The organism is Polaromonas sp. P1_E11 (assembly GCF_056405995.1).
This window is the reverse complement of record NZ_JBFUBA010000005.1, coordinates 37,776-62,911: the sequence shown is the minus strand read 5'-3', so window position 1 is coordinate 62,911 and position 25,136 is coordinate 37,776. Positions and strand designations below refer to the sequence as shown.

23 protein-coding genes are annotated in these 25,136 nt (G+C 64.0%); 11 read left to right on the top strand and 12 right to left on the bottom strand.

The window, feature by feature from the left end:
* Position 1: 1 nt before the first annotated feature.
* Positions 2 to 1,735, top strand: a complete 1,734-nt coding sequence (locus tag AC1D11_RS17495; RefSeq protein WP_477647159.1) for an IlvD/Edd family dehydratase — start codon at positions 2 to 4, stop codon at positions 1,733 to 1,735.
* A gap of 50 nt (positions 1,736 to 1,785) precedes the next feature.
* Positions 1,786 to 2,715, top strand: a complete 930-nt coding sequence (locus AC1D11_RS17490; RefSeq protein ID WP_477647158.1) for a dihydrodipicolinate synthase family protein — start codon at positions 1,786 to 1,788, stop codon at positions 2,713 to 2,715.
* A gap of 84 nt (positions 2,716 to 2,799) precedes the next feature.
* Here the strand turns inward: AC1D11_RS17490 and AC1D11_RS17485 are convergent, their stop codons facing one another.
* The 8 genes from AC1D11_RS17485 to atzF all read right to left on the bottom strand — a co-directional run bounded on the left by AC1D11_RS17485 (position 2,800) and on the right by atzF (position 9,991).
* The gene (locus AC1D11_RS17485; RefSeq protein WP_477647157.1) at positions 2,800 to 3,531 is read right to left on the bottom strand and encodes a GntR family transcriptional regulator; all 732 of its coding nucleotides are present in this window, start codon (positions 3,529 to 3,531) and stop codon (positions 2,800 to 2,802) included.
* Positions 3,528 to 3,908, bottom strand: a complete 381-nt coding sequence (hpxZ, locus tag AC1D11_RS17480; protein WP_477647156.1) for an oxalurate catabolism protein HpxZ — start codon at positions 3,906 to 3,908, stop codon at positions 3,528 to 3,530. Before hpxZ ends, AC1D11_RS17485 begins: the two co-directional genes overlap by 4 nt.
* On the bottom strand, positions 3,905 to 5,350 hold the full coding sequence (locus AC1D11_RS17475) for an AtzE family amidohydrolase (protein ID WP_477647155.1): 1,446 nt from the start codon (positions 5,348 to 5,350) through the stop codon (positions 3,905 to 3,907). Before AC1D11_RS17475 ends, hpxZ begins: the two co-directional genes overlap by 4 nt.
* Positions 5,347 to 5,571 carry an AtzG-like protein gene (locus tag AC1D11_RS17470; RefSeq protein WP_477647154.1) on the bottom strand — a complete coding sequence of 75 codons (225 nt, stop codon included), beginning with the start codon at positions 5,569 to 5,571 and terminating at the stop codon, positions 5,347 to 5,349. The genes AC1D11_RS17475 and AC1D11_RS17470 overlap by 4 nt, the downstream gene beginning before the upstream one ends.
* Before the next feature lie 5 nt (positions 5,572 to 5,576).
* Complete coding sequence (locus AC1D11_RS17465) at positions 5,577 to 6,404, bottom strand: ABC transporter ATP-binding protein (RefSeq protein ID WP_477647153.1); 828 nt, start codon at positions 6,402 to 6,404, stop codon at positions 5,577 to 5,579.
* On the bottom strand, positions 6,401 to 7,237 hold the full coding sequence (locus AC1D11_RS17460; protein WP_477647152.1) for an ABC transporter permease: 837 nt from the start codon (positions 7,235 to 7,237) through the stop codon (positions 6,401 to 6,403). Before AC1D11_RS17460 ends, AC1D11_RS17465 begins: the two co-directional genes overlap by 4 nt.
* A gap of 5 nt (positions 7,238 to 7,242) precedes the next feature.
* A complete protein-coding gene (locus AC1D11_RS17455) occupies positions 7,243 to 8,262 on the bottom strand; it encodes an ABC transporter substrate-binding protein (RefSeq protein WP_477647151.1) in 1,020 nt (339 codons plus the stop codon).
* 79 nt (positions 8,263 to 8,341) lie between these two features.
* Positions 8,342 to 9,991, bottom strand: a complete 1,650-nt coding sequence (gene atzF / locus AC1D11_RS17450; RefSeq protein ID WP_477647227.1) for an allophanate hydrolase — start codon at positions 9,989 to 9,991, stop codon at positions 8,342 to 8,344.
* A gap of 300 nt (positions 9,992 to 10,291) precedes the next feature.
* On the opposite strand from atzF, the gene AC1D11_RS17445 reads away from it, so the two are divergent.
* The 6 genes from AC1D11_RS17445 to AC1D11_RS17420 all read left to right on the top strand — a co-directional run bounded on the left by AC1D11_RS17445 (position 10,292) and on the right by AC1D11_RS17420 (position 18,157).
* Positions 10,292 to 10,999: a haloacid dehalogenase type II gene (locus AC1D11_RS17445; protein WP_477647150.1), complete on the top strand. Its 708-nt coding sequence runs from the start codon at positions 10,292 to 10,294 to the stop codon at positions 10,997 to 10,999.
* A gap of 77 nt (positions 11,000 to 11,076) precedes the next feature.
* Positions 11,077 to 13,305, top strand: a complete 2,229-nt coding sequence (locus tag AC1D11_RS17440; RefSeq protein ID WP_477647149.1) for a malate synthase G — start codon at positions 11,077 to 11,079, stop codon at positions 13,303 to 13,305.
* 493 nt (positions 13,306 to 13,798) lie between these two features.
* Positions 13,799 to 16,342: a DUF1631 family protein gene (locus AC1D11_RS17435; protein WP_477647148.1), complete on the top strand. Its 2,544-nt coding sequence runs from the start codon at positions 13,799 to 13,801 to the stop codon at positions 16,340 to 16,342.
* 78 nt (positions 16,343 to 16,420) lie between these two features.
* The gene (locus AC1D11_RS17430; RefSeq protein WP_477647147.1) at positions 16,421 to 17,239 is read left to right on the top strand and encodes a fused MFS/spermidine synthase; all 819 of its coding nucleotides are present in this window, start codon (positions 16,421 to 16,423) and stop codon (positions 17,237 to 17,239) included.
* 172 nt (positions 17,240 to 17,411) lie between these two features.
* Positions 17,412 to 17,849, top strand: coding sequence for an OsmC family protein (locus AC1D11_RS17425; RefSeq protein ID WP_477647146.1), 438 nt, complete (start codon positions 17,412 to 17,414; stop codon positions 17,847 to 17,849).
* A 29-nt stretch (positions 17,850 to 17,878) separates the two neighbouring features.
* Positions 17,879 to 18,157, top strand: a complete 279-nt coding sequence (locus AC1D11_RS17420) for a hypothetical protein (RefSeq protein ID WP_477647145.1) — start codon at positions 17,879 to 17,881, stop codon at positions 18,155 to 18,157.
* Positions 18,158 to 18,179: 22 nt separating this feature from the next.
* On the opposite strand, the gene AC1D11_RS17415 is transcribed toward AC1D11_RS17420, so the two are convergent.
* Entirely contained in the window at positions 18,180 to 18,515 is a 336-nt protein-coding gene (locus AC1D11_RS17415; protein WP_477647144.1) for a hypothetical protein, read from the bottom strand.
* A 133-nt stretch (positions 18,516 to 18,648) separates the two neighbouring features.
* Positions 18,649 to 20,043 carry a zinc-binding metallopeptidase family protein gene (locus tag AC1D11_RS17410; protein WP_477647143.1) on the bottom strand — a complete coding sequence of 465 codons (1,395 nt, stop codon included), beginning with the start codon at positions 20,041 to 20,043 and terminating at the stop codon, positions 18,649 to 18,651.
* 290 nt (positions 20,044 to 20,333) lie between these two features.
* Between AC1D11_RS17410 and AC1D11_RS17405 the strand changes: the two genes are divergently transcribed.
* The 3 genes from AC1D11_RS17405 to AC1D11_RS17395 are packed head-to-tail and all read left to right on the top strand — an operon-like array spanning position 20,334 to position 22,826.
* Entirely contained in the window at positions 20,334 to 20,525 is a 192-nt protein-coding gene (locus tag AC1D11_RS17405; protein WP_411881369.1) for a 4-oxalocrotonate tautomerase, read from the top strand.
* A 17-nt stretch (positions 20,526 to 20,542) separates the two neighbouring features.
* Positions 20,543 to 22,030: an MFS transporter gene (locus AC1D11_RS17400; protein ID WP_477647142.1), complete on the top strand. Its 1,488-nt coding sequence runs from the start codon at positions 20,543 to 20,545 to the stop codon at positions 22,028 to 22,030.
* A 1-nt stretch (position 22,031) separates the two neighbouring features.
* Positions 22,032 to 22,826, top strand: a complete 795-nt coding sequence (locus tag AC1D11_RS17395; protein ID WP_477647141.1) for a class II glutamine amidotransferase — start codon at positions 22,032 to 22,034, stop codon at positions 22,824 to 22,826.
* 30 nt (positions 22,827 to 22,856) lie between these two features.
* Here AC1D11_RS17395 and gshB read toward each other — a convergent pair whose 3' ends face one another.
* Together gshB and AC1D11_RS17385 are read right to left on the bottom strand one after the other, a co-directional pair.
* A complete protein-coding gene (gshB, locus tag AC1D11_RS17390) occupies positions 22,857 to 23,822 on the bottom strand; it encodes a glutathione synthase (RefSeq protein ID WP_477647140.1) in 966 nt (321 codons plus the stop codon).
* Positions 23,819 to 25,066, bottom strand: coding sequence for a benzoate/H(+) symporter BenE family transporter (locus AC1D11_RS17385; protein ID WP_477647139.1), 1,248 nt, complete (start codon positions 25,064 to 25,066; stop codon positions 23,819 to 23,821). The genes gshB and AC1D11_RS17385 overlap by 4 nt, the downstream gene beginning before the upstream one ends.
* Between the last annotated feature and the right edge of the window lie 70 nt (positions 25,067 to 25,136).

Genomic DNA, 25,136 nt, shown 5'->3' with positions numbered 1-25,136 from the left:
CATGACAAGCACCAAACGAAAACTACGTTCCACAGAGTGGTTCGGCACGGCCGACAAAAACGGTTTCATGTACCGCAGCTGGATGAAGAACCAGGGCATTCCCGACCATGAGTTCGACGGCCGCCCCATCATCGGTATCTGCAATACCTGGTCGGAGCTCACCCCCTGCAATGCCCACTTCCGCAAGATCGCCGAGCATGTGAAGCGCGGCATTTCCGAGGCCGGTGGCTTTCCGGTTGAGTTTCCGGTGTTCTCGAACGGCGAGTCGAACCTGCGGCCCACCGCCATGCTCACACGCAACCTTGCCAGCATGGACGTGGAAGAAGCGATTCGCGGAAACCCCATTGATGCCGTGGTGCTGCTCACCGGTTGCGACAAGACCACGCCCGCATTGCTGATGGGTGCCGCGAGCTGCGACATTCCGGCCATCGTGGTGACCGGCGGGCCCATGCTCAACGGCAAGCTTGAAGGCAAAAACATCGGCTCGGGCACGGCCGTGTGGCAATTGCATGAGTCGTTGAAGGCCGGCGAAATCCAGCTGCACCAGTTCCTGGCGGCCGAGGGCGGCATGTCGCGTTCGGCCGGCACCTGCAACACCATGGGCACGGCCTCCACCATGGCCTGCATGGCCGAAGCGCTGGGTACTTCGCTGCCGCACAACGCCGCCATTCCCGCGGTGGATGCACGCCGCTATGTGCTGGCGCAGATGTCGGGCGCGCGGGCCGTCGAGATGGCGCGCGAGGGCCTCACGCTGTCGAAAATCCTCACACGCGAAGCCTTCGAAAATGCGATCCGCGTCAATGCCGCCATTGGCGGTTCCACCAATGCAGTGATTCACCTCAAGGCGATCGCGGGCCGCATTGGTGTGCAGCTGGACCTGGAAGACTGGACACGGATTGGCCGCAATACGCCCACCCTCGTTGACCTGCAGCCTTCCGGCCGTTTCCTGATGGAAGAGTTTTACTACGCCGGCGGCCTGCCCGCCGTGTTGCGCCGCCTGGGTGAAAACAGCCTGCTGCCGCATCCCAATGCGCTCACCGTCAATGGCAAATCGATATGGGACAACGTGCGCGAGGCGCCGCAGTACAACGACGAGGTGATCCGCCCTCTCGACAACCCCTTGATCGCCGACGGCGGTATCTGCATCCTGCGCGGCAACCTGGCGCCGCGCGGCGCCGTGCTCAAGCCCTCCGCGGCCTCGCCCGAACTGCTCAAGCACCGCGGCCGCGCGGTCGTATTCGAGAACCTGGAGCACTACAAGGAACGCATCGTCGACGAGAACCTCGACATCGATGCCAGCTGCGTGATGGTGATGAAGAACTGCGGCCCCAAGGGCTACCCCGGCATGGCCGAAGTCGGCAACATGGGCCTGCCGCCCAAGCTGCTGCGCCAGGGCGTCAAGGACATGGTGCGCATCTCGGACGCACGCATGAGCGGCACCGCTTACGGCACCGTGGTGCTGCATGTGGCGCCAGAAGCAGCGGCCGGCGGGCCGCTGGCCGCGGTACGCGACGGCGACTGGATCGAGCTCGACTGCGATGCGGGCCGCCTGCACCTGGACATCAGCGATGCCGAACTGGCTGAACGCCTCGCCGCCCTGGAGAAGGCTCCGGCAGGCATGCGTGGCGGCTACCAGCGCCTGTATGTCGACCACGTGCTGCAAGCCGACGAGGGCTGTGATTTCGATTTTCTGGTCGGCTGCCGCGGCTCCGAAGTTCCCCGGCACTCCCATTAAACCGCTCAAGCAGTGAACTACTGAACTTTATCCAACCTGATCCAGTCCCCATGAATACGCTCCGCCAGCCGCGTTACCGCGGCATCTTCCCCGTTGCCCCCACCACGTTCACCGAAACCGGCGAGCTTGACCTTGAAAGCCAGAAGCGCTGCGTCGACTTCATGATCGACGCCGGCTCAGACGGCATCTGCATCCTGGCCAACTTCTCCGAGCAATTCGTGCTTTCGGACGAAGAGCGTGAAACCCTGACCCGTACCGTCCTCGAACATGTGGCCGGCCGCGTTCCGGTGATCGTGACCACCACCCACTACGGCACGAAGGTTTGCGCCGAGCGCAGTCGCCGGGCGCAGGACATGGGCGCCGCCATGCTGATGGTCATGCCGCCGTATCACGGGGCCACCTTTCGGGTGAGCGAGCCGCAGATTTACGAGTTTTATGCGCGGCTGTCGGATGCGGTCAACATTCCCATCATGATCCAGGATGCGCCCGCCAGCGGCACCGTGTTGTCGGCCTGCTTCCTCGCGCGTATGGCCCGTGAGATTGAACACATCGCCTATTTCAAGATCGAAACCGCCGGTGCGGCATCCAAACTGCGCGAACTGATCCGTTTGGGAGGCGACGCGGTGGAAGGGCCCTGGGACGGCGAAGAGGCCATCACGCTGCTGCCCGACCTCGATGCCGGCGCCACCGGTTCCATGACCGGCGGCGGCTACCCCGATGGCATTCGTCCGATCATCGAGGCGCATCGCGCCGGTGATCACGACAAGGCCTATGCCCTTTACCAGCAGTGGCTGCCGCTGATCAATTACGAAAACCGCCAGGCGGGGCTGCTGGCCGCCAAGACCTTGATGAAGGAAGGCGGCGTGATCGCCTGCGAGGCACCGCGTCATCCTTTTCCAGCCATGCACCCGGACACGCGCGCCGGGCTGCTGGCGACCGCCAGGCGGCTTGATCCGCTTGTGCTGCGCTGGGCGCGGTAAGCAAGGCGTGCCGCGGGGGCGCTCCGCACATTGCTCCTTTTTTGATAGCTTCTCGCGCCCGCCGGTTAATGGTTCCAGGCATTTTTATGCCTTGGTCGGTATTCCGGAGCCGATCTGGCGCGCGAGATGCACCTGGTGCAGCGTTATTTTCCGCACCTCGGCCTGGCTGGTTTCTATGTGCGCGCGCAGCAGCATGGCAGCCTGGTCGCCACGCTTGGCGCGCACCGCCTTGAGAATCTTGGCATGCTCTTCATAGGTCGCGTCAATGCGCGGCTGCTTGATGAAGTCAAGCCGGCGAATAATGCGGATGCGGTCGGTCACGTCGCGGTGTACCCGGGCCATTTCGGCATTGCCGGCGGCCGCCACCAGCGCGCAATGAAACCCCTCGTCCCACTGTGCAACCTGCACCATGTCGGTACTGCGTTGAGCTAGCGGCGCCAGCCAGATGGCCGCCAGTTCATCCAGTAGCGCCGTGTCCACCGCCTGGCTGCCGCTGCACAGGCGCTGCACGGCCGTGGTTTCCAGCACCATGCGCAGATCGTAGAGCTGCTCGAACTTGTCGAAATCAAAGGGCAGCACGCGCCAGCCGCTGCGAAACAGCACCTCGACGAATCCCTCCTGCTGCAGGCGAAACAGGGCCTGGCGCACTGGCGTGCGCGAGACGCCCAGGCGCTCGCTGATTTCGGTTTCGGTAAAGCGGTCGCCCGGCACCAGTTTGAACTCGGCAATGTCGCGCTTGAGTTCGGCATAGGCCTCGTCGGCGCGCGAATGAAAGGCGCTGCCGGCAACAGGCGGGGCGGCGGCCGTGCGGCTCATGCCAGCAGGCTCACGTGAGCGGCCACCACACGCCAGCCATCCAGCGTACGCAACCAGGTCTGGCTTTGGCGCCCGGTCCTGTCGCTGCCTACACGTGCAAACTCTGTGTTGGCCGTGGCGAAGTCGCGTCCGTATGTTGTGATGACTGTGGCGCGCAAGGTACGCGCGAGCCCTTGCGGGGAGCGGCCCGCGCGAAAAGCACGGATGGCGTCATAGCCGTGGAGGTTCTCGGTGACGCCGTAGCGCAGGGTGTGCTCGCTGTTCCAGAACAGCTCGTCGAGCACTTCCACGTTGTTGTTGATCAGTGCGTCTTCGTAGCGAAAAAATGCGGCAGCCACTTCGGCATGAACGTCGGGCAGGTTGATGGCATGGATCATGATTTACCGATTGTCAGCGAAGCCAGCGGAGCGCGGGCGATGCCGGCTGCCTCCAGTATGGCTGCCACGCGCAGCGCGTGGTCTTCACGCCAGGGTGCGGTGACGAGTTGCACACCCACGGGCAGGCCTTCATCTGGCCACACCGGCACCGCACAGACGGGCAGGCCTATGCACGAAAAAGGCTGGGTCAACAAACCCATGCTTGGGCGCAGCGGCAGTCGTTTGCCGTTCAATTCCAGCCACTCGGTTCCTATGGTCGTGGCGGCGCAGGGGGTGGCGGCGGCGAGCAGCACATCAAAGTGTTCAAACAGCCCGGCCACGGCCTGGGCATAAAGGCGGCGCACGCGCTGGGCGCGGTCTATCCAGGCAGCCGGAAGCAGGCTGCCCGCCAGAAAGCGGTCACGCGACAGGGGCTCAAAATCGCCGGCGCGGCGCCGCAGGTCGTCCAGGTGCAGGGCGCCGCCCTCGGCGTTGGTGATCAGGAAGGCAGCGGCGCGGCCCGCCTCAACCATCGGCAGCGCCACCGTTTCACGGGCGCCCAGCGCCTGGGCCACACGTTGCACGGCGGCCCAGGCCTGGGGCTGGGCATGGTCCTGGAAGTAGCCGCCCAGCACACCCACGCGCAGTCCGCCCATGCCTTGCATCAGCAATGGCAATGCCGGCTCCACGGTGCGCTGTGCGCAGCCGGGGTCGCGGAGGGTTGATGGCCCAGCGGCCTCCGGGCCTTGCATGAGGTCATAAGACAGGGCCAGGTCGCGCACAGAACGCGCAAACGGCCCCAGGTGATCCAGTCCGGAAATAAAGGGGTAGCTGCCGGTACGCGGCAGCCGGCCAAAAGTGGGCTTGAGCCCGAACACGCCGCACAGCGAGGCCGGCACACGGATGGAGCCGTTGGTGTCCGACCCCAGCGTCAGCGGTACCTGGCCCGCGGCCACTGCAGCGCCTGAGCCACCGGATGAGCCGCCGGCAATGCACGTGAGGTCGTGCGGGTTGCGGGCCGGGCCGGCATGGCTGTTTTCGGTGGTGAAGCCGTAGGCGTATTCGTCCATGTTGAGCGCGCCCACCAGCACGGCACCCGCTGCTTCGAGCCGCTGCACCAGCAGTGCGTCGGCGCGGGCGGGCGCCCGCTCGCGCTCGATGGCCGAGCCCGCCAGGGTGGGCAGCCCTTCGATGTCGAACAAATTCTTCACGGCGAACGGCACGCCCAGCAACGGCTGCGCCGCAAGGCCGGGCACGCCGGCCTCCAGTTGCTGATCCAGCAGGGCCGCGCGTTGCCGCGCGCGTGCCGCCGTCACTTCGGTAAACGCATTGACGCTGGGATTGGTGGCGGCAATGCGCGTTAGGCTGGCCTCGACCAGCGCGCCGGCGCTGACCTCGCGCGAGCGCACCGCCTGCGCCATGGCCGTGGCGTCCTCACGCAGGCACTTGTCGGCGCGGCTCATTCGGCGGTCCTTGCAGCGGCAGGCGATGAAGCGGGCTCCACCGGCACGAACACCGGCGCCGGGTCGTCATGGGCGCTCAGGGTGACAGCGTCCAGTTGCGCGGCAAAGTCGGCCGCCAGCGCGAAGAACTGCAGCACACCGGGCCGGTGCTCGGGGCTCAGCGGCAAATCCAGCGCCGCGGCTGCTGCGTCCACATAGCGTTCTATCTGCTCAGGCGTCATGCCGTTTAGCGCCTGACTTCGCGCTGGAAAATTTCCAGGCTGAGTTTTTTAGTGCTGATGAAGCTGGCGTCCGACAGTGTCTCGACCGTGCGCGGACGCGCATCGCCGTAAGGCAGGATCTCGGCCACGCGCGTCGGGCGTTTGGTCAGCAGCAGAACCTGATCGGCCAGGTAGACAGCTTCTTCCAGGTCGTGCGAGACCAACAGCATGGTGGTGCCTGTCTGCATGAACACCTCCTGCAGCTTCTCACGGATGAACAGCGTCATCTCAAAGTCCAGCGCCGAAAACGGCTCGTCCAGAAACAACACCTCAGGATTGGGCGCCAGTGCCCGCATGATGGAAGCCGTCTGCTGCTGCCCGCCCGAAAGTTCATAGGGGTAGCGGTTCAGGTCGAACTTCACGTCGAAGGAGGCCACGAGTTCGGCCATACGCCTGTCGACATCGGCCTTGGATTTGCCTTCGAGCTTGAGCGGGTAGGCGATGTTGTCGATGGTGCGCATCCAGGGGAACATGGCTTCGCGGTAGTTCTGGAAGACGTAGCCGATCTTGGTGTCCTTGAGCGACTTACCGTCAAACAGGATTTCGCCGGCGTCGATGGGAATCAGGCCTGCGATCATGTTGATCAGCGTGGATTTGCCGCAGCCGTTGGGCCCGAACACCGAGACGATCTTGTGCTTGGGGATGTCCAGGTTGAAATCCTCATACAGCGGCCAGCCGGCGAAGTACTTGGTCAGGCCGCGTATGGTGATGTGCGTACCGGCCGGGCCGGGCTGGAATTCACGCACGGGGACGTCGGCATACACGCCGCCGGGGATGGTGAGAACTTCAGTCATCTTCCACTCCAATGCACGATGCGGCGCTCGGCGATGAGAAATAAAATATTGAGCGCATACCCCAGCGCACCAGCGGCCAGGATGGACGCGTACATGTCCTTCACATTCATGACCTGCTGCGAGTTGATGATGCGGTTGCCCAGGCCGGTGTCGGCGCCGATGAACATCTCGGCGACGATCACGATGACGAGCGCCATGGACACCGCCGAGCGCAGGCCGACAAAACTCGGCTGCAGGCTTTCCCAGATCAGAACGTCCTTGAACACCTGCCAGCGCGAGGCGCCCATGACTTTGGCTGCCATCACGCGCTGCTTGCGCGCGTTGATCACGCCGTAGGCGCTGTTGAAGACTACGATCAGCAGCGCGCCGAAGGCGGCGATTGCCACCTTGTTGATGTCCGACACGCCGAAGATCATCAGGAACAGCGGAATCAGCGCCGAGGACGGTGTGGAACGGAAGAAGTCGATCAGGAACTCCACGCTGCGGTAGGCTTTTTCATTGCTGCCCAGCAGCACGCCCAGCGGCATGCCTACCGCGGCGGCGATCAGGAAAGCCTGCACGGTGCGCCACACCGTAACGGCGAAGTCCTTGAGCAGCGGCCCGCCGGCCAGGCCGCTGAGCAACGCGCCCAGCGCATCGATGGGCGGCGGCAGCAGGATGGCCTTGATGAAGCCCAGGCGTACAGCCAGGTCCCAGATGATGAAGAGCACCACCGGGCCGATAAAGGGCAGGGCCTTGTCCAGCGCCGGCTTGCGCTGCACGGCGGCCGCCGGCGCGGCAGGGGGTGTCCAGGGTTTGGCGGGCGTCGCCGTTGCTGAGGAGGCGGTGTCCATGATGTTCAACCCTTGTAGAGCATGGTGTCCACGATCAGGCGCGAACTGAAGATGCCTTTTTCGGAGAACAGGTCGAAGAATTTCTGGAAATGCGCCACGTCGGCCGGGGTGAACTCGTTGTACATGGTGTAGGCGGCCAGCGGCACTTCGCCGGTGAGCGGGCCTTCGATGGCGGTATAGCCTTTCAGATACTGGCGCGCCTCGACCGATTTGCTGCGCACGTAAGCCACGCCCTTGCCATAGGCAGCGACGAATTTTTTCGCCGCGTCGGGGTTCTTCTTGATGAAGTCCGAGGACAGCGAGGCCGAGCCGCCGAACCACGGCGCCATCGGGTCACCCAGCACATAGCGCGCGATGACACCGGCCTCGAGCACGCGGGTGGTGCCGTTCATGCGGCCTATGGTGCCGGTGGGCTCCAGCGTGTAGGCGCCGTCGATCTGGCCGGCGGCGAGCGCCGCCACATGCTGGCCTATCGGCAACTCGACCACCGTCGCGCCGGTGGCACCACCGCGCTCCAGCACGGTTTTGGCCAGCGTCACGTTCTGGATCCCGGGGCCGGAGCCGACGCGCTTGCCTTTGAGGTCGGCCATGACCTTGGCCGGGCTGGCCGCCGGCACGATCACCTCGTCGAGCACGTTCTTCACGTTGCTCGGGTTGGAGCAGAAGATCTTGAAGGTGCCGGGCTGGGCGATCTCGCCGATGGCGATGTTGGCCGAACCGGTGCCGTTGGCGGTGCCGTCGGCGCGGCCCGAGAGCACCGCCTCCATCACCTGCTGCGCACCGGCGAACTTCAGAGGCTCCACGTCCAGGCCGGCCTCCTTGAAGTAGCCCAGCTCAAGGGCCGAATAGAACGGCAGGCCGGCGGCGATGGGCCAGTAGCCGATGCGGATTTTTGGCCCGGTTTGCGCGCGCAGGAGGGTGGGCATGCCCAGCATTCCCAGCGCGGCACCGGCGGCCGTGGTCTTGAGCAGCGTACGGCGTGCCGCGCTGGAAGGGGCGGGTGTCGATGCGGGAACGTGCTTCATGAAATGCTCCTGTGTGATGAATAGAAATGGGTGAAGGGGTGAGGTGGTGAGGTGGAGGGGCTGAAGGTGAGGACGGGGGTCAGGCCGGCGCGCCTGATTGCAGGGCGTCGACATAGGCACGCCATCCCCCGAAGTGCGTGATGTCTTTTGCGCCCTGCAGGGCCTCGGCCTCACAAAGAAAGCCCTGCACGGTGCCACCGTTTTCCAGCGTCAGCGTGCCGATGCCGAGCGGGGCCGGAATCAGCGCCACGAAAGAGCCATAGTGCTCAACAGGCATTTCCCAGATTTCGAGGGCAATGCACCCGCCCTGCCCGGCCGGCACGCGCAGCAGGCCCGGCTTCGGCGGCGCCGTGCCCGCAAGCGCATAGAAGCGGTAATGCGGGGCGGTGCGTGCCTGCGCGACCAGCGTGGCTCCACGTGCAGTGAGCTGGCCGTTCAGCGGCATGCCGCGAAGGTGCGCCCCGACGACAGCCACCTTGACGGTAGCTTGCGGCCTGATACCCGCCAGTGGCTGCGGCGCAGGAAGCGGCTCATTCAAGGCGCCCTGCAGCAGGCCCGTGGCATGGTGATAGCGCTGGCCGAGTTCCGCGAGTTGCCAATCGCTGCCGGCCAGCCCGACCAGCGTGATGCCAAAAGGCAGGCCGTCAGCTCGCACGCTGCTGGGCACGGAAAGGGCCGCATAGTCCAGCAGGTTGACGAAGTTGGTGTAAGTGCCCAGGTGGCGGTTCAGCAAGACGGGATCACGCTGCATGGCTTGCAGCGTGTAATGGGTGGGCGCCGTCGGCAGCAGCAGCACGTCGATGTTGCGCCACATCGCTGCCGCCTGCTGCCCCAGTGAGCGCAGCTTCGTCTGGGCCGCGTACAGATCGGCAGCGCTGTATTGGCGGCCCGCGCCAATGATGCTGCGGACCGGCTCGATCACTTCCTCTTCATGCGCGTCGAAGAAGCTCCGGATAGCGGTGTAGCGCTCTGCCACGAGGGCGCTTTCATACAACAGGCCGGCGGCCTCGGCCAGCGGTGCGTAGTCGATGGCGACCGGGATGCCGCCCAGGCTTTTCATGCGGGTGACGGCATCGTTGAAGGCTTCGCTGGCCATGGCATCGCCGAAAAAACTCAATGACGAAGGGATGCCAAAACGAAACCCGTCGGGCAGCGCCGTGCCGGCCATGGCCAGCTCGCGTGAATACGGGTCCAGCGGGTCATAGCCCATGGCCGCTTCCAGTACGCGCACAGCCGTGGCCACGGTGCGCGCGAAGATCGAAACGCAGTCGACGCTTTGGGCGGCCGGCACCACGCCACGCGCACTGACCAGACCCCTGGACGGTTTCAGCCCCACGATGTTGTTCAGGCCTGCGGGTACGCGCCCCGAGCCGGCCGTGTCTGTGCCCAGTGCAAAGTCGGCTTGCCCGGTCGCCACTACATAGGCGGAGCCGGAGCTGGATCCGCCTGATACATAGGCGGGGTTGATGGCGTTGGGCACGGCGCCATACGGTGAGCGCGTGCCGTTCAGGCCGCAGGCAAACTGATCCAGATTGGTTTTGCCCAGCAGTTGCGCACCCGCATCGAGCAGTTTCCGCACCACGGCGGCGTGCGCAACGGGGGCGTATGCAAAGGCAGGGCAGGCGGCGGTGGTCAGCACACCCGCCACGTCAATATTGTCTTTCGCCGCAAATGACAGCCCGGCCAGCGCACCCGCATGGCCAGGAGGAAAGGAAGGCGTCTTTGTGATCCAGGCCTGCGGCGCCCATTGCGCGGCTCCCGCACCGGGACCTGCCGTCGTGCCAGAAGAGACGGAAGGTCCGGAAGACGTCAGCGGGAAAGAGTTATGCACCAATTGAAAGCATCCATACTTGTGTACAAGTTGAGATGCAAGAGCTGTGCCAATTTCCTTCAGCTGTTGGCACACGCCATTTGGAGGGTCTAATGGGCAAATCGTGCGCTTAAAGCTTTATTACCATCAAAAATGTTATGGATAAAGCGATTTATCGGTGATTAATCGTGCGTGATGTATCAAATACAGTAGAGGCTTATGGAAAAGTCTCGCTCCAACCCACAGCCCAAGCTTCGTGCCGTGCTGTTTGATGCCTACGGCACGCTGTTCGACGTGTACAGCGTCGGTCTGCTGGCGGAGCAGTTTTTTCCGGGCAAAGGGGAGGCGCTGGGTATCTTGTGGCGAGACAAGCAGATTGAGTACACGCGCCTGGTCACGCTCAGCAATGCAGGGGCTCACTACCAACCCTTCTGGGATATCACGCGCGCTGGTCTGCGTTATGCGGGAAAGCGTCTGGGGCTGGATCTGGGCGGCGGCCGCGAAGAACAGCTCATGAATCAGTACCGCCACCTGTCGGCGTTTCCCGAAAACCGCGAGGTGCTGCAGGCGCTGAAGGCGCGCGGCATCGCCACCGGCATCCTGTCCAACGGGGACCCCTCCATGCTGGATGTGGCCGTCAAGTCGGCAGGGCTTGAAGGCCTGCTGGACCACATCATCAGCGTGGACAGCATCCGCAAATACAAGACCGCGCCCGAAGCCTATGCGCTCGGGCTGAAAGCCACCGGGCTGGAGGCGAAACAGATCGCCTTCGTGAGCTGCAACAGCTGGGACGCGCTGGCGGCCACCTGGTATGGCTACCAGACGCTGTGGGTTAATCGTTACCAGCTGCCGTTTGAAGAGCTGGGCACGCAGCCCCTGTACACCGGCAGCAGCCTGCGCGAAGTGCTCTCGCTGCCGCTGCACTGATTTCGCAGACACGTTCAATTTTTTGTCTTTTTAGTTTTTTTGACTCTTCTGATGCTTTTGAGAAAAGGGACCGCACCATGAACACAACAACCAACGCACGCACCTCCAGCCACCGCCTGCAGGTCGCCACCGGGCTTTACCGTTTCATCGAAGACGAGGTGTTGCCTGGCACGGGTGTGGCCAGCGGCGCTTTCTGGAAGGGCTTTGACGCCATCGTGGCCGATCTGGCGCCCAGGAACCTCTCCCTGCTGGCAGAGCGCGACCGCCTGCAGGCCGAGATGGACGCCTGGCACAAGGCCAACCCCGGCCCCATTGCGGACATGAAGGCCTACCGCGCTTTCCTCGAAAAAACCGGCTACCTCGTGCCTTCGCCGAAGAAGGTCACCATCACCACCGCCAACGTGGACGCCGAACTCGCCAAACAGGCCGGCCCGCAACTTGTGGTGCCCATCCTGAACGCGCGCTATGCGCTCAATGCCGCCAATGCGCGCTGGGGCAGCCTGTATGACGCGCTCTACGGCACCGACGCCCTTTCCGAGGAAGACGGCGCTACCAAAGGCAAAGGCTACAACCCTGTGCGCGGCGCCAGGGTGATCGAATACGCACGCCATGTGCTGGACCGTACCGCGCCGCTGAAAAAGGGCTCGCACATCGATTCGGCCGCCTATGCGGTCAAGGGCGGCAAGCTCGTCGTCACGCTGAAAGGCGGCAAGACCACGGCGCTGGAAGACGCCAGCCAGTTCATCGGCTACCAGGGCAAGGCCTCCGCGCCGTCGTCGGTGCTGCTGCAGCACAACGGCCTGCACATCGACATCCGCATTGACCGCGGCACGCCCATCGGCAAGACGGATCCGGCCGGCGTGAGCGACCTGGTGATAGAGGCTGCGCTGTCGACCATCATGGACCTGGAAGACTCGGTGGCCGTGGTGGACGCCGACGACAAGGTGCTGGCCTACCGCAACTGGCTGGGCATCCTGCAGGGCACGCTGACTGAAAGCGTGACGAAAGACGGCAAGACCTTCACCCGCGGCCTGAACCCGGACCGTGAATACACCTCGCCGAAAGGACCCAAGGGCAAAGCGGTGGTATTGCACGGCCGCTCGCTGATGTTCGTGCGCAATGTCGGCCACCTGATGACCAACCCGGCCGTGCTGTACACCGCCGCGGATGGAAGCACCAAGGAAATTCCGGAAGGCATCCTGGACGCCGTGGTCACGACCACGATCGCCATCCACGACCTCAAGCGCAAGGGCAAGGCCGGCATCAGGAACTCGCGCAAGGGCTCGGTCTACATCGTCAAACCCAAGATGCACGGTCCCGCTGAAGTGGCGTTCGCCGCCGAACTTTTCAGCCGCGTCGAAAAGATGCTCGGCCTGACGGGCAGCACGGTCAAGCTCGGCATCATGGACGAAGAGCGCCGCACCAGCGTCAACCTCAAGGCCTGCATCGCCGCCGCTTCCAGCCGTGTGGCCTTCATCAACACCGGTTTCCTGGACCGCACCGGCGACGAAATGCACACGGCCATGCAGGCCGGCCCGATGATCCGCAAGGGCAACATGAAAATCAGCCCGTGGCTCAGCGCCTACGAACGCAGCAACGTGCTGGTCGGCCTGGCCTGCGGCCTGCGCGGCCGCGCCCAGATCGGCAAGGGTATGTGGGCCATGCCCGACCTGATGGCCGACATGCTCAAGGCCAAAATCTCGCACCCGCAGGCCGGCGCCAACACCGCCTGGGTCCCCTCGCCTACGGCCGCCACGCTGCACGCGCTGCACTACCACCAGGTCAATGTGGCGGCGGTGCAAAAAGACATCGAGAAGACGGTCGACCTGAAGTCCGAAATCGCCCGCCTGCTGCCCGGGCTGCTGTTGGTGCCGGTCTCGCCTGACGCCCAATGGACGCCCGCCGAGAAGCAGCAGGAGCTGGACAACAACGCCCAGGGCATCCTCGGCTATGTGGTCCGCTGGATCGACCAGGGTGTGGGTTGCTCCAAGGTGCCCGACATCCACAACGTCGGCCTGATGGAAGACCGCGCCACGCTGCGCATTTCCAGCCAGCACATCGCCAACTGGCTGCTGCATGGCGTGGTCACGAAAGCTCAGGTCAAGGAAACCTTTGAACGCATGGCTGCCGTGGTCGACGGCCAGAACGCCGGCGACCCCCTCTACAAAAAGATGGCGGGCAACTTCGAGACGTCGGCGGCCTACAAGGCGGCGTGCGACCTGGTCTTCAAGGGCCTGGAGCAACCCAGCGGCTACACCGAGCCGCTGCTGCATGCCTGGCGGCTGAAGGTAAAAGCCGGGTTGTGAGCCGTTAAGTCCGCGGCAGGCGTGCGGGTGGCGGCCTGCGCCTGCTGTAGCCTGCGTCTGGCAGAGCCAGATTGCTACTGAATTGATAGCTGCTTGCGCTCGCTGTTATTGGCCTGCAGGCCAAATATCCCCGAAATCCGGGTTCGGCCCGCTGGCGCCGGTGTGCCCCGTGGCGGATGGCTGGCGGTCAGGCGTTGATGACGCCGTGAGCTTGTCGATGTGTTGCGCCAAACTGACCTTTACAAAGGGCCCCCGATCTTGCAAAACCGGCCGCTCATCGCCATTCGCGGGATTTCAAGGCTGGTTACGGACCGTTCCGTGACAAAAGCCCTGTAATTCATATGTATGCGTTGGAAACCAAGTGAAACACTTTGCAAGTACTTCAATGAAATCGCGGTTGGCCCTTACGCTAGCGTCTCCCCCCTCTCCGGCCACAGATTGGTTGCAAGCTGGCCGGTCAATGTGATTAATACCAATTTTCTCGAACTCCTCGATGGCTTCGCAACCTGACGTCCTTCAATCCTGTCTTCAGGCGGCTGCCAAAGCAGCCCGGCCTGCGCTGGAACGGTGCATTGATGACGCCGTGGCGGGGCTGCAGATTGCCGAGTCACAAAGCCCAAAAGTGGCCGAGCGCGACGAACTCGCGGCGGCCTGGCGGGGACTTCAACAAAACAAGCCCGTCTGGGTCGTGCAATACCCGGCAGACCTGCTGGTGCACTTCAAGGCGAATGTGGCTGTTGCGGTGCAGGCGGTGCGCACGCCGGCAGCGTCGCCAGACCAGCTCGCCGCGTCAGCCGCCGCCGCATCCAGCACCTTTGCCGCCCTGTCCTATGCCAGCTTCGCCCTCGTCGATGACGAGGACGTGTCCCAGGCCATTGAATCGTCACGGCTGCTCCAGCTGGTGCTGCCGGCGGTCGACCACGTCCTCGCCGAACTCAACAAGCTGATCAGCACCGTGCAGGGGCTGCCCAATGTGCGCCCGGAGCTCAATCCGCTGCGCCCTGAAGTGTTTGCACAAACCCTGCGCGAAATGATCACCGCAAGCAATGCGGGCTCGGCCGTCGTTTCGCTGTGGCTCAGGTATCTTGCCGAGCCTCTGGGGCGCGAACTCGGGCAGGTCTACGAACGCCTGGTTAACCAGCTCGAACTTGCCAACGTGCAGGGAGCCAGCTACCGCGTATTGCAGACCCCTGCAAGCGCAGTCCCCGGCCGTGGCAGGGGCGCGGGCGGTGCAGGCTCCGGGTCGGGCACCGGTACCGGCGGCGCAGGCGGCGGTGAGGGCGGAAACGGTGGGAGCTCCGTCGAATCCGGCCACCACCAGCCGCCCCCGCAATATGCCGACCTCTCCAACTATGAGATCCGCGACGAGCTGTTCCAGGATTTCCTGTTCCATGGCGGCAGCAACGCCCATCACGGGCTGGCGCCGTCCTATTACGAAACGGTCGAGGAAGAGTTGGTCGCCCTTCAGGAAGCGCCCGACTCTTCGGGCGCGCCGCTGGGTGAGTCGCAAGCCCCGCCCTCACATGAATACCAAAACCTGCCGGCGGTAGACCGTCCGCAGCGGATGGTCGATGAGCGCAGCCAGCTCAGCCCGCAGGTTTGGGGCTCGTACGCCCGCCCCCGCGAGCGCGCCATCGTCCGGACCCAGCTGAAGAAGGAAGCCAAGCAGGTCGGCCAGGTGCTCGGCCTGGAAGTGGTGCGCAAGCTGGTCAAACAGGTCGCGCAAGACCCGCGCCTGCTGGTGCCGGTGCGGGAAGCCATCGTGGCGCTGGAGCCTGCGTTGCTGCGCCTGGCCATGGTGGACCCGCGCTTTTTCAGCGACGAAGGCCACGCCGGGCGCCGCGTCATGGAGCGCGTGGCACAGCGCAGCTTCAAGTACAACGACGAATTCAGCCCTGAGTTCCTGGCGTTTTTTGAGCCGGTCACCCGCGCATTCAACGGGCTGAACAGCCTGACGATTGAAGATGCCCAGCCTTTTGCGATGGCACTGGCCGAACTCGAATACGGCTGGGACGAGCAGGACCAGTTCGAAGCGGAAAACCGCAACAACGTGCTGCAGGCCCTGCGTTTTGCCGAAGAGCGCCAGACGCAGGCGGACCAGATCGCCTTTGAGCTGAGCACACGCTCGGACCTGGACAAGGTGCCGGGCCTGGTGCTGGACTTCCTGTTCGGCCCCTGGGCGCTGGCCATGGCGCACGCCAGACTCTCCGATACACGCCACCAGGTTGATCCGATGGGCTTTGGTTCGGTGGTGCCTGACCTGCTCTGGAGCGTCAAGCGGGAAGTCACCCTGAAACGCCCGGCCAAACTGATCGAGATGATTCCCAGCCTTTTGGGCAAGCTGCACGAGGGGCTGGAGCTGCTGGGGCAGGATCCGCGCGAAAGCGAGCCCTTCTTCGAAGGCCTGATGATGCTGCACCGGCCCGTGCTCAAGCTGCGACGCCTGAAAAGCCGGCGTGACGCCGAAGAATCGGGCGCCGTACCGCTGGAGCCCGAAGAAGATTCGGCCACGCCTGAACAGCGTCTTGCCAAGGCCGCCGCGCACCCCTGGCTTGCGCGCGACGACCTGGACGCCGCAGGGTTTGAAGACACCCTGCCGACCGTGCCCGGAGAACTTGCTCCGCTCGAGGAAGACGAGCCGCCGCCGATAGAACCCATGCAAGCGGCAAATGAGCCCGACTCCAGCCATCCGGAATACCTTGCCGCGGCGGCAGCCTCAGCAAATGCGGTACCCGCGATGGCCCAAAGCGAAGCTGAGCGCCTGTTGCTCAGCCTGCGTTCCGGCCACTGGGTGGATATGTACTCCAGGCGCCGCTGGCTGCGAGCCCAGCTGATCTGGGCCAGCACCAAGGGCACGCTGTTCATGTTCGTGAGCCACGGCGGGCAGCCCCACTCGATGACCAAGCGCAGCTGCGAACGGCTGATCCGGGAACGCCTGCTCCGGCCGGTCGACAGCCAGGGCGTGGTGGCGCAGGCCCTGGACGCGGTCGCTTCGGAAGTCGCAACCACTGCGCAACCGGAATCCCAGCCGGTCTGAAGGCGGGGTTTCCGCACGAGGCGGCAGTTACCTGCCGCCGGATACATGGCGGAACCCACCCGTACCGCTTAAAGCCTCATGACCTCCTGGCCCGACCTTAATCAATTTCCTGCCGCTGCTGTACCTGCAGGCCCGGCTGAATTGCAGCCGCCAGCGCATGCCCAGCCGTTTGTGCATGACGACGGAACCACCCGGTCGCTTCACTTCACGATGGGTGAACTGCAAAGCCGCATGCTGATGCACAGCCCCTGGCGCCTGGAAGTGGACTACACGCTGACGATGATGGGCTTCCTGCTCTTTCGGCCCGCACCCCTGCACATCGGAATGATTGGCCTCGGGGGCGGCTCCCTGGCCAAGTTCTGCCACCGGCAGCTGCCGTCCAGCCAGATGACCGTGCTGGAGATCAACCCTCAGGTAGTGGCGCTGCGACGCGAATTCCACGTGCCTGACGATGACGCGCGGTTCCGCGTCATCGCCGCAGACGGGGCCGATTTCCTGCAGGCCGGTACCTCCCGGTTCGACGTGCTGCTGATCGACGGGTTTGACCACCAGGGGCAACCGCCGGCCCTCTGTTCGCAGCGCTTTTATGACGACTGTTTTGCCGCGCTGTCGCCGGGTGGGGTACTGGTGGTGAACCTGCACTACGATGACCCGGACTATCCGCTGCTGGCGGGTCGCATTGCGCGCAGTTTCGATGGCAATTCCGTGGAAATTCTTGCCGGGGAAAAAACCAACAGCATCATTTTTGCCTCTCGCGGGAAGCTCTTTTCCGCACGCGGGCTCTCGGTGGCGCAAGCTCTTGCCGCACTGGCGGACGACGAGGGTCGGGCCCAGCTCAGGGCCGAGCTTGGGCGGATCACATGGCACATTAAAGACCCGGGCGCAGACGACGCCTGACCGGTGCATCCCGGCTCACGCCAGCTCCGGCCACGGCGGGAAGGCCTTACCCCGACGTGCGGCGCTGTCCGACGGCCAGCCACAAAAAAGGCGGGCACGCTGGAACGTTCAACATTTCATTTCATTGCCCTGCACGGATATACCCTGCACGCGCATAAACCTGGAGAACCCCATGACTGAAAAAACTGCATCCGTTCACTGGGAAGGTCGAGGCAAAAAGGGCCAGGGCCAGATCAGCACAGACACCGCCGCACTCAAGGCGTATCCCTACGGCTTTGGCAGCCGCTTTGAGGACGACCGCAGCGGCACCAATCCTGAAGAGTTGCTGGGTGCCGCGCATGCAGCCTGTTTCACCATGGCGTTTTCCTTTGCCTGCGACAAGGCCGGGTTCGGCACCAGCTTGGTGGACACCCGCGCCAGCGTCCGCCTGGTGCCGCAGGGGGATGGCTTTCTGATCGACCGCATTGCGCTGACCCTGGAGGCCGTGATTCCGGATATCGACGAAGCGAAGTTCCAGGAACTCGCCGAAGGCGCCAAAAAGGCCTGCCCGCTCTCCAGGGCCCTGGCCAGCGTTCCCGAGATCACCCTCGCGGCCACCCTGCGCCGATAGCTTTTCCGGCACCCAGAAAGACACCCGACATGAATCCCAGGACGAATTTTTCTTTTGAAGTTCAGTATGCTGCGCAGTCAGGCGCCGCGCAGGACGAGCGCGACGGCCTGATGGGCTCGCTGGGCCCTTCGCTGCAGAAGCTGTTTGCCGCAGACGACCCTTCGGCCACCGTTACCGTAAGCGACAGCCACAAGGGCGAGGGCAACAAGATCATTGAGTTGACGACCACCCTCCTGGATCCCCAGGTCGCCGCAACACTCCAGGCGTTTTCGAAGCAGCACGGCGTGGCCGTGAGTGCACTTGAATAGCCGGCCCTGGTGCGGTCCCCGTTCAGGCTTGCCAGACCCCGTAACCTGCTTCGCGCAGGGCAATACCCAGTTCGACTTCCATGTCGCGCGCAGCGTCGTAAGGCATGGGGTTGTACATCTCGTACAGCCGGGGTAAAAGCCGCACGCCGAAATCACGGACGAAACGGTTGGACTGAATGCCGGCCTTGTGTTTGTCAAAACGCACGTCCGGATCCAGCCCGGTCATGCCCACATACACAAAAGGCTTGCCCAGCTGGTAGTCCGGATTGGCGCGGCGAAAGCGTGCCAAGTCCCACACTTCGGGCCCTAGCTCGATCACATAGACGCTGTAGTGGTGGCCTCTGGGTCGGGTGGGCATGAATGGGCGGGCGTGAAGGGTGGGCGTTGTGCCGACTTTAACGCATCGCAATCCACTCAGGCGCTATCAAAAAAATAGCTGCTTGCGCCCGTCCTTATTGGTCTGCAACTTCTTCTCACCTGAAAACTGCGCGCTAGCCCTGCTGTTGTTGCTGCGACTCCTTCATTTCTTCCTTTTCCTCTGACGGACTCTGGGTCTGGGTCTGCGTCTGCGTCTGTGCCTCATCCGGGGCCTGTTCCTGCAGCCAGCTGCCCGACGACACCACCAGGTGAATGAAGTGCAGCTTCGCGACCGCCTCCGTCGGCAGGATGAAGGGATAGAAATCGGGCTGGCCCATGCTGCGCGACATCTCGTTGAGCATGGTGGTCAGCCGCGTCCAGTGGTTCAGGAAGGTGAGGAACTGTTCGGCATCCGGGTGCGCCGGCTGGTAGAGCGCATCGATCGTGAACGGCGTGAACTCCAGGTCGAAGTGATCGACGCTCAGGCCGAAACTTAAAGCGGTGTCGATCGCATCGCGCATGTGCAGGTAATGCGCCCAGCACTCGGCCCAGTCCTCCCAGGGGTGAGTACTGGCGTAGGCGCTCACGTAATGCAGTGGCCAGTCCGCGGGCGGGCCTTCGTCGTAGTTGCGCTGCAGGCTGGCCTTGTAATCCAGGGTTTCGTCGCCGAAGAGTGCGTGAAAGCCGTCCATCCAGGCAGTGCCGGCAAGCAGGCGGTCCCAGTAGTAGTGGCCCACCTCATGGCGGAAATGCCCAAGCAGCGTGCGGTAGGGCTCGCGCATGGCCTTGCGCACGGCTTCACGCTTGGCGTCGTCGGCCTCGTCCACGTTGAGCGTGATGAGGCCGGTGTTGTGGCCCGTCATGATGTGCGGGCCGTTCACCGGCGAACGCAGGAAGTCGAACATCAGGCCGCGCTCGGTGTCTTCGCTCATGCGGGACGCCACCGGCAGCCCGAGCAGGATCAGTGCGGACACCAGGCGGCGCTTGGCCAGCTCGACCAGCCCCCACAGGTAACCGTTGTCGGGCAGGGCTGGGTCGGTCAGGTCCGGAATGGTCCGGTTGAGGCGGCAGGCGCGGCACATGTCTGCGGGGTCTTCCACCGGCACCAGCCAGTTGCACGATGCGGGGGTTGAGAGATTGAGGCATCGCCTGTAAAGCGGTTCGCCGCTTTCGGCAGGTTGAGCGGGCGGTGCCTGCGTCATCCCGGCTTCCTCAACGGGTGCGGCAGACGCAGCGCCGGGCGCAGATTCCTGGCCGGGAATTTCTTCGAGCGAAGGCGGCTGCGCATCGTCGGGCGGCGCGCCGGCCGGTGCGCCGGCGGCCTGCCATTCCTGCCAGGTGCCCTCTTGCGGCCCGGGCATCAACGGCAGCAGCAGGCCGCGCTCACAGTCATAACCCAGCGGCGTGCCGCAGGCCAGGCATTTGCTGTTGCGAAAAAAGACGGGCTGTCCGCAATGGCAACGGTAGTTGCGGCCGGCCAGCAAAGGCAGGGGTTGGTCGGTTGATCTGGATGGCGTGGTGAAAAACAAGTGGCTTGACCGAATGAATGGTGGGCCCGCAAGGCCCAAAGCGCAAAGTACCTGGCAGGAGGACACCCGGCAGGCACCCCGGAAGGAGAACCCAAGGGTACAGGATAGCCCCGGCGAACCCTCCGGCGCCCGGCACCAACACCTGTCATGCTGTCAGTGGAGGCCGACAAAACAAGGCCGGCCTCTTGCTTTTATCATCGGGTATCAGACATGTTTGCGGGCCAGTTGACCGGGCACCCGTAAAACCCTGTGTTCAACCCGCATCAACCACCACACCTTCAGAGGAAACCATGCCCACTTACCACGTCGAAATGATGGAAGGCCGGACCATCGAGCAGAAGAAAAAGCTCGTCGAGGCCATTACCCGTGTCAGCGTCGAAATTCTCGGCGGCCAGCCCGACTCGGTGGACATCCTGATCACCGACATCAAGCGCGAAAACTGGGCGACCGGCGGCAAGCTCTGGTCCGAGCCGAGAGACTGACGACGGACACCCGGGCCATGCCCGCATCCCTTGCCGGCCTGCAGGCGCGCCACGGTCCGCGTTACCGCTGGTTGCTGCTGCTGTCGGTCATGATCGGCACGATGGCTTCCATCATGTCGTCGACCATCGTGAACGTGGCGATTCCCGACATGAGCCACTACTTCACGCTGGGGCAGGAGCGCGCGCAGTGGGTGAGTTCGGGCTTTATGGTGGCCATGACGGTCTCCATGCTGACCACGCCCTGGCTGCTTTCGCGCTACGGCTATCGCCGCACCTATGTGGGCACCATGGTGCTGCTGATGGCCGGCGGCATTGTGGGCGGTCTGGCCAACAGCTTTGGGCTGGTGCTGGGTTCGCGCGTGGCCGAGGGCCTGGCGGCCGGTGTGGTGCAACCGATTCCCGCGATCATCATCATGCGGGCTTTCGGGCCACACGAGCAGGGGCGCGCCAGCGGCCTCTTCGGCATGGGCGTGGTGCTGGCGCCGGCGCTGGGCCCGAGCGTGGGCGGTGTGCTGGTCGACCTGTTTGGCTGGCGCTCGATTTTTTTCATGGTGGTGCCGCTGTGCCTGGTGTCGCTGTGGATGGCTTACCGCTACGTGCCCGACACCGCCCCGGGCGGCGTGGAGCCCAACCGCAACGGCGCGATGATCGACTGGCGCGGCCTGCTGCTGGGCGCGGTGGGCACGCTGTGCCTGCTCAACGGCATGGTCGAGCTGCACGGCGCCGGGCGCGTGCATGCCTTCGTATTGCTGGGCGCCGCGCTGGCGGCGCTGGCCGCATTCATCTGGTGGCAACGCCGCCTGGCGGCTTCGGGCGGTGCACCGCTGATGAACCTGGCGCTCTTTGGCTACCGGCCTTTTGCCATGGGCAGCATCGTCGCTTTCATATACGGCACCGCGCTGTTTGGCTCCACCTACCTGCTGCCGGTGTACCTGCAACTGGGCTTGAATCTCTCGGCCTCGCACGTCGGCACCATCCTGTTGCCCGCGGGCCTGGTGTTGGCGGCCACGATTGCGGGCGTGGGCCGGCTGGCGGACAAACACCCGACCTGGCTGCTCGTCAGCATCGGCCTGGCCTTGCTGGCAGCCTCGTTCGCGTTGATGCTCACGGTGAGCCTGGCCTCGGGCCTGTGGATGCTGGTGATGTGGGCGATGCTGGGCCGCATCGGGCTGGGCTTCATCCTGCCTTCGCTCAACCTGGGTTCCCTGCGGCCCCTGCATGAGCATTTGCTGTCGCAAGGCTCGAGCGCCATCAACTTTTTGCGCATGCTGGGCGGCGCGATCGGCGTGAGTCTGTGTGGCATCGTGCTGGAATGGCGGCTGGCCGCCTATGGCGACTCGCTGGCCAACGCAACCAGCAGCCCGGCGCGGCTGGCTGCTTTTAATGAAGCCTTCCTGATGCTGGCCGCCCTGTGCGTACTGGCCGTGGTGGCTGCATGGCAGCTTCGCGTGCCGGCTCCCGCCCAGCCTGACAACTTACCGAATAACAAGCAGGAAGCGGACTGACATGTGCCAACTTCTCGGCATGAACTGTAATGCCCCAACGGATGTGACCTTCAGTTTCAGGGGCTTCGCGCAGCGGGGCGGCCACACCGACCACCATGCCGACGGCTGGGGCATCGCTTTTTTTGAAGGTGACGACAGCGTGGCCGGCGGCAGCGACCGCGGCCTGCGCCATTTTGTCGACCACCAGCCGGCCTGCAGTTCGCCGGTGGCCGAGCTGATCAGCCGCTACCCGATCAAAAGCCGGAACGTCATCTCACACATCCGCAAGGCCACGCAGGGACGTGTCGCGCTGGAGAACTGCCACCCCTTTGTGCGCGAGCTGTGGGGCCGCTACTGGGTGTTTGCCCACAACGGCGACCTGAAAGATTTTTCGCCCCGCCTGCACGGCAGCTTCCGGCCCGTCGGCACCACTGACAGTGAGCGCGCTTTTTGCTGGATCATGCAGGAGATGGCCAAGTCTCACGCGGGCGTTCCCAGCGTGCAGGAACTCAGCATCACGCTGCGTGAGCTGGCGGCGCACATCGCCACCCACGGCACTTTCAACTTTTTGCTCAGCAACGGCCAGGCCTTGTGGGCGCATGCGTCCACCAACCTCTATTACGTGGAGCGCAAGCACCCCTTTGCGCATGCCACGCTGAGCGACGAGGACGTGAGCGTGAACTTTGCCGAGCACACCAGGCCGAGCGACCGCGTCGCCGTGGTGGTCACGGCGCCGCTCACCACCAATGAAACCTGGACCTCATTTGCGCCCGGGGAACTCAAGGTCTTTGAAGGCGGCGCACTTATCGCCGCCTGACGGGCGTAGCCCGCCTGTGTGATCGGGCTGTCAGGCGCCGGCTGTCGTGACAGCCTGTTCCAGTGCATCAATGAACATGGCCGCCACGTCAAAGCCTGCCTGGTCGTGGATTTCCTGGAAACAGGTCGGGCTGGTGACATTGATCTCGGTCACATAGTCGCCGATCACGTCGACACCGGCCAGCAGCAGGCCGCGCGCGGCCAGCACCGGGCCCAGCGCTTCGGCAATTTCAAAATCCCGCCTTGAGAGCGGCTGCGCTACACCCACGCCGCCGGCCGCCAGATTGCCGCGCACTTCGCTGCCTTGGGGAATGCGCGCCAGGCTGAAAGGAACCGGTTTTCCCCCGATGACCAGCACGCGCTTGTCGCCCTTGACGATCTCTGGCAGAAATTTCTGCACCATCACACTCTCGGCGCCATTCTTGTTCAGTGTTTCGGTGATGCTGCCCAGATTCAGGCCGTCTTCCTTCACGCGGAAGATGCCCATGCCGCCCATGCCATCCAGCGGTTTGAGGATGATGTCCTTGTGCTCGGCATGAAAGCGCTTGATGTCGGCCGGGCTGCGGGTGACCAGCGTCGGGCCGCTGAATTGCGCGAACTCGAGAATGGCAAGCTTTTCAGGATGGTCGCGCAAGGCGGCGGGCTTGTTGAAGACCCTGGCGCCTTCGCGCTCGGCCTGCTCCAGCAGGTGCGTGCTGTAAAAGTATTCGCTGTCAAAAGGCGGGTCCTTGCGCATGACCGCCGCATCAAAACCCGCAATGGCTTCGCGGCCGTCGGGCCGCGCGGCATCGGCCGTGAACCACACATCTGCGTCGCCTGTCAGCGTGATGTGGCGCACCTGGGCTGTGACTTTCGCACCGGTCTCCCAGCTCATGTCGGCCGGCTCGCAAGCGCTGATGCGGTGCCCGCGGCGCTGCGCCTCCCGCATCATGGCAAAGGTGGTGTCCTTGTAAATCTTGAATGACTCGAGCGGATCGGCAACAAAAAGAAGGTTCATGGTGTGGAACGTGTCCCTGGGTTTGGCGCCGCCCCGGAGCGGGCTTCGCGGCGCTGTTGGCCGTATTGTTGTACAAAGAGCGCAATCGCGCCCGCGACGACGCCCCAAAAGGCCGAGCCCACACCGGCTATTACGACGCCCGACAAGGTGACGAGAAAAGTGATAAGCGCCGCTTCCCGGTGGGATTCATCCTTCACCGCCGCGGCCAGGCCGTTGCCGATGGTTCCCAGCAGCGCCAGCCCGGCAATGGCGACGACCAGCTCCTTCGGGAAAGCCGTCAGCAGGCCGGTGATTGCCCCACCGAATATGCCGATCACGATGTAGATCGCGCCGCAGCATACGGCCGCGGTGTAGCGCCTGGCCGGGTCCTCATGCGCTTCCCGGCCCATGCAGATGGCCGCAGTGATCGCGCTCAGGTTGAGCGCAAATGCGCCAAAAGGCGCCAGCACCAGCGTGGCCAGGCCGCTCAGCGTGATGACTTTTGACACCGGAATGCCGCCGTCCGGGCTGTCCGGCCCATAACCGGCGGCATGTATGGCCGCAACGCCCGGCAGGTTCTGCGAAGCCATGGTCACTACAAACAGCGGAACGGCCAGGCTGACGACGGCGGCCAGCGTGAATTCCGGCATCACGAACACCGGCATCGCCAACGAAAAAGCGACCCCAGACCACGCCAGTTGCCCGCGCGCAGCGACAAACACCATGGCACCGACCAGCGTCAGCACCACCGCATAACGCGGCATCAACCGCTTGCCCAATAGGTAGATCGCCAGCATCAGCAACACCAAAGGCAAAGCCGTTTGCGCTGCCGCAAAGGCCTGGATGCCGAAGCGCGCCAGCACACCGGCCAGCAACGCGGAGGCGATGGCCACAGGAATACGGTTCATGACTTTTTCAAACCAGCCGGTGATGCCGAACAAGGTGATGAGCGCCGCACTGACCATAAATGCCGCAACCGCTTCTCCCATCGAGAAACCGCCAGCCAGCCCTGCAGTAGCCAGCACGGCGGCACCCGGTGTGGACCAGGCCACCATCACCGGCTTCTTCAGCCACAACGATGGCACAAGAGAGCACAAACCCATGCCGATGCCGAGCGCCCACATCCACGAGGCAATCTCGGCAGGCGTGGCGTTGAAGGCAAGGGCGGCCTGGAAGACGATGGCAACCGAGCTGGTGAAGCCGACGAGGACTGCGACGAAGCCCGCGGTGAACGCCGCGAGGTTGAGGTCTTTGAAAAATTGCATTGGGGGATTCTGGCAGGGTTGGCTCGCAGGGCATGAGGTCGCTAGAGGAAGAACCGCCTTCCAGATGGAT